Raw genomic sequence first — 5,219 nt, 5'->3', positions numbered from 1 at the left:
GACGGCGACGACGGTGGCGGGGACGTTGGCGAGGGATCGAGCGGACCGGTCGGTGCGTTGGCCATGAGCGGAAGAAATACGGGCCGAAGCGGGGCGTTAGTCCAGCGTCGGCCGGTGAGAAGTGCGTGTGATAATGTCCGCGGACTATTGGTTTTCAAGCGGTTCGGCAGCCACATGGAGGGCCGGCCGGGCCGCCACAACAAGGAAAGACAGGATGCGCAAGGGAGTATATCGGCAGCGTGCGGGACAGTTCGCATTGACGGCGATCGCCACCGCATTGAGCTGGACGCTGCTGGCAACGCCGGCCGCCGCGCAGAAGCGCACGGTATCGTCGAACGGGCAGGGCGCCGCATCGGCGATGATCCCGAGCAATCCGGACGACGCCTTCCGCGCGCTGCGCGAGGCCGCCCGCAAGAACGACGTGGCGCGCGCCTATGCGATCTCGGCCACGCTGGTCGACTACCCGGTGCCGTCGTACGTCGAATACTTCCGCATCAAGCCGCAGCTGTTCGACGCCAGCGGCCTGGCGCGCATCGACGCGCCGGACGACGAGGTGCGCGCGTTCCTGCAGCGCTACCAGGGCGAGGCGATCGCCGACCGCATGCGCAACGACTGGCTTCTGGTGCTCGGCAAGCGGCGCGACTGGGCCAACTTCGACGCGCAGTATCCGCAGTTCGTGCTGAAGGACGATACCCAGGTCGAGTGCTATGCGCTGCTGTCGCGCGCGCTCAAGGGGCAGAACGTCGCCGTCGAGGCGCGCGCGCTGCTGACCGAGCCGAAGAACTATGGCGAGGGCTGCGTCGACCTGATCGGCTATCTGTACCAGAGCCGCCAGATCACCCGCGCGGACGTCGCCTTCCAGGCCCGCACGGCGCTGGAGCAGAACTACACCACGCTGGCCGGGCGCATTGCCGCCACCGTGCCGGACGGCGCCGTCGACGGCGATACGCTGGCCACGGTGGTCAAGATGGCGCGCAACGATCCGGCCCAGGCCGCCGCCTACCTGACCGCCAGCTCCGGCAGCCTGTCGCGCGACGAGCAGGGCGCGGGCTGGGGCGTGGTCGGCCAGTTCGCCGCCAAGAAGCTGCTGCCCGACGCGGCCGGCTACTTCCGCCGTCAGGTCGAGCTGGGCGGCAACCAGTGGCTGTCGACCGAAACGCAGGAATGGCGCGTGCGCGCGGCGCTGCGCCAGGGTGACTGGAAGCTGGTGCGCCTGGCGATCGAATCGATGCGCCCGGAATTGCGCACCAAGGATCCGGCCTGGACCTACTGGCTGGGCCGGTCGCTGGCCGAAGCGGGCCGCAACGACGAGGCCCGCCAGCAGTACCAGGCCATCGCCAGCGGCTTCCATTTCTACGGCCAGCTGGCCAGCGAGGAGCTGGGCCAGCGCATCACGCTGCCGCCGCGTACCCAGGTCAGCGATGCCGAGGCCATGGCGATGCGCACGCGCCCCGGCTTCCAGCGCGCCAAGGCGTTCTACGACATGGACCTGCGCTTCGAGGGCAACCGCGAGTGGAACTGGGAGCTGCGCGGCATGAGCGACCGCGAGCTGCTGGCCGCGGCCGAGTACGCGCGCCGCATCTCGCTGCTGGACCGCACCGTCAACACCGCCGACCGCACGCAGTCGCAGCACGACTTCTCGCTGCGCTTCCTGATGCCGTTCCGCGACATCATGCAGCGCGCCACCGACGAGGCCGGCCTGGACATGGCCTGGGCCTACGGCATCATCCGGCAGGAATCGCGCTTCATCATGAACGCGCGCTCGTCCGCCGGCGCGCACGGCCTGATGCAGGTGATGCCCGCCACCGCCAAGTACGTCGCCCGCAAGATCGGCATGACGGACTTCACGCCGTCGATGATGAGCGATCCGAACGTCAACATCCTGCTCGGCACCAGCTACATGAGCATGGTGCTGACCGACCTGGACAGCTCGCAGACGCTGGCCTCGGCGGCCTACAACGCCGGCCCGGGCCGGCCCAAGAGCTGGCGCACCAGCCTGTCGCGGCCGGTCGAGGGCGCGATCTTCGCCGAGACCATTCCGTTCACGGAGACGCGAACCTACGTCAAGAATGTGCTCTCCAACGCCACGTACTATGCTGCATTGATGCACGGACATCCGCAGTCGCTGAAGGCGCGGCTGGGCACCGTGGTGCCGTCGCAGGTGACCACCACCAGCCTGCCCTGATGGTGCGCTGAAGGCGCGCTCGCGCGATGTCCGCCGCTGTGTCCGGCCTGAACCGAAAGCAGGTCGAACGCAGCGCGAACGCTGGGTCGCAATCCGCCGCGGCAGCCGTGCCGCGGCCACCGTGCCACGGAGGACATCATGCTGACGAGCAATGTACTGGTGATCGGCGGTTCCGGCTTTATCGGCAGTCATCTGGTCGCGCGCCTGTCGGGCGTGGCCAACCACAGCAACGCGCCGCTCGAGCACGCGACGGTGGTGATCCCGCCGATGGACCCCGAGCGGATCGTGGTGGCAACCCGCAACGAGGACAATGCGCGCGATCTGCTGGCCCTGCCGCGGGTAGAGATCGTGGTGCTCGATGTCACCGACGAGGCGGCGCTCGACAGCGCGATCGGTTCGCTGGGCATCGAGGGCATCGTCGTCAATCTGGTCGGCGTGCTGCACGGCGGGCGCGGCGATCCTTACGGGCCCGGATTTGCTGCGGCCCATGTCGAGCTGCCGCGCCGGCTGATCGACTCGATGCGGCGCACCGGCGTTCGCCGGCTGCTGCATATGAGCGCGCTCGGCGCCGACAGCGCTGGCCCGTCGATGTATCTGCGCAGCAAGGGCGACGGCGAGCGCGCGGTGCGCGAGAGCGGGCTCGACTGGACGGTCTTCCGCCCCTCGGTGGTGTTCGGCCCCGACGACCATTTCCTCAATCTGTTCGCCAGCATGCAGCGGCTCGCGCCGGTGGTGCCGCTGGCCTGCGCGCAGGCGCGCTTCCAGCCGGTCTACGTGCAGGACGTCGCGCAGGCGATGGTCAATGCGATGGCGACCCCGGCCACCATTGGCCGCTGCTACGAGCTGGGCGGCCCGCAGGTCTATACGCTGGAGGAACTGGTGCGCTTCGCTGGCGAGGCGTCGGGCCATCCGCGGCCGGTGCTGGCGCTGCCCGATGCGCTGGCGCGCCTGCAGGCGGCCGTGCTGGAACACATGCCGGGCGGCCCGGTGATGTCGCGCGACAACCTCGATTCGATGCGTCTGGACAATGTGCTGAGCGGCCCCATGGCGCCGGAGCTGGGCGTACATCCGACCAGCCTGGAGGCGGTGATGACCGAGGCGCTGTCGGGCGGCCGGGAGACCCGGCTGGAGGCGCTGCGCTCGAGCGTGCATCGGCGGTGAGGAACACGTTGGCGCGCCGCCTATGTGACCCGGATTGACACCGCTTGCGAGTCCAATTCGTTTGGTCCGGTCCGGAGCCGCTGGCTACAATGTTCGGCCTGAAGCGCAGAGTGGCGCGCCGAGCCGTCTCCCCGGCATGCCATCCACCGTGCGCGCCTCGCTCTCTCCCTCTCGAAGGACTCGCAAATGAAGCTCGTCATCGGCAACAAGAACTATTCCTCCTGGTCGTTGCGTCCCTGGCTGCTGATGTCGCATGCCGGCATTCCGTTCGAGGAAGTGCCGGTGCGCCTGTTTACGCCGGGCTTCGCCGAGGAGATCGGCCGCTATGCGCCGGCCAACAAGGTGCCGGCGCTGATCGACGGCGATATCGTGGTGTGGGACTCGCTGGCGGTGGTCGAATACCTGGCCGAGCGCTTCCCCGACAGGCAGCTGTGGCCGCAGGAGCCGGCCGCGCGCGCGTTCGCGCGTTCGATCTGCGCCGAGATGCATGCGGGCTTCGGCAATCTGCGCAGCCAGATGCCGATGAACCTGAGCGCGATGCTGCCCGGCATGGGCTGGAACGTCGCGGTGCAGCGCGATATCGACCGCATCGTGCAGCTGTGGCAGCAGGCGCGCGAGCGCTTCGGCCAGGCCGGCCCCTTCCTGTTCGGCGCGTTCTCGATTGCCGATGCCTACTATGCGCCGGTGGTGTGCCGCTTCGCGACCTACGGCGTCCATCTGCCGGAACCGGCCAAGGCCTACGCGGACCTGGTGCTGGAACTGCCGGCGCTGCAGCGCTGGATCGCCGCCGCCCGTGAGGAGCGCGATTTCCTCGCGCCGGACGAGCCGTATCGCGTCGCGCCGGATCGCGACGACGCGGTCGTGGTCCATCACTGAAGGACCGGACCGGGGAAGGAGCTTCATGCAGATCTACGCCGTCGGCGGCGCCATCCGCGACCAGCTGCTGGGCACGCCCAGCCAGGACCGCGACTACGTGGTCGTCGGCGCGACCCCGGCGCAGATGGAGGCGGCCGGCTTCAAGCCGGTCGGCAAGGACTTCCCGGTCTTCCTGCATCCGCGCACGCGCGAGGAATACGCGCTGGCGCGCACCGAACGCAAGACCGCCGCCGGCTACAAGGGCTTTGCCTTCTATTGCTCGCCCGACGTCACGCTGGAGGACGACCTGATCCGGCGCGACCTGACCATCAATGCGATGGCCCAGGAGGTCGACGAGCACGGCGAACTGGTCGGCCCGGTGATCGATCCGCACGGCGGCCAGCGCGATCTGGCTGCCCGGGTGTTCCGCCACGTGTCGCCCGCCTTTGCCGAGGACCCGGTGCGCATCCTGCGGCTGGCGCGCTTCGCGGCGCGCCTGCCCGAGTTCACCGTCGCGCCGGAGACGCTGGCGCTGATGCGGTCGATGGTGGACAGCGGCGAGGTCGATGCGCTGGTGGCCGAGCGGGTCTGGCAGGAACTGGCGCGCGGGCTGATGGAGGCGCGCCCGTCGCGGATGTTCGAGGTCCTGCGCGAGTGCGGCGCGCTGGCGCGGCTGATGCCGGAACTGGACCGGCTGTGGGGCGTGCCGCAGCGCGCCGAGTATCACCCCGAGGTCGATACCGGCGTCCACGTGATGATGGTCATCGATACCGCCGCCGCGATGCAGGCGCCGCTGACCGTGCGCTTCGCCGCGCTGGTCCATGACCTGGGCAAGGGCACCACGCCCGCCGACGTGCTGCCGCGCCATATCGGCCACGAGCAGCGCAGCGTGGCGCTGCTCGAAGCGGTCTGCAAGCGGCTGCGCGTGCCGACCGATTGCCGCGACCTCGCCGTGCTGGTCGCGCGCGAGCACGGCAATATCCATCGATCCGGCGAATTCGGCGCCGCGGCGGTGACG

4 protein-coding genes are annotated in these 5,219 nt (G+C 69.3%); all 4 read left to right on the top strand.

Annotated features, from left to right (window positions below):
• Positions 1 to 214 precede the first annotated feature (214 nt).
• On the top strand, positions 215 to 2,185 hold the full coding sequence (locus AC6EI8_RS23855; protein WP_150082766.1) for a lytic transglycosylase domain-containing protein: 1,971 nt from the start codon (positions 215 to 217) through the stop codon (positions 2,183 to 2,185).
• A 138-nt stretch (positions 2,186 to 2,323) separates the two neighbouring features.
• Positions 2,324 to 3,346 (top strand): complex I NDUFA9 subunit family protein, encoded by a 1,023-nt coding sequence (locus AC6EI8_RS23850; RefSeq protein ID WP_150082767.1) that lies wholly within the window; start codon positions 2,324 to 2,326, stop codon positions 3,344 to 3,346.
• 186 nt (positions 3,347 to 3,532) lie between these two features.
• On the top strand, positions 3,533 to 4,222 hold the full coding sequence (locus tag AC6EI8_RS23845) for a glutathione S-transferase family protein (RefSeq protein WP_226108063.1): 690 nt from the start codon (positions 3,533 to 3,535) through the stop codon (positions 4,220 to 4,222).
• A gap of 25 nt (positions 4,223 to 4,247) precedes the next feature.
• Positions 4,248 to 5,219: multifunctional CCA addition/repair protein (locus AC6EI8_RS23840; protein ID WP_498383052.1), on the top strand; the 972-nt coding region annotated here is incomplete at its 3' end.

This window comes from Cupriavidus sp. R6-3 (genome assembly GCF_059772245.1).
Note: the sequence above shows the minus strand (reverse complement) of the source record. Positions and strands in the feature narration are given on the sequence as shown.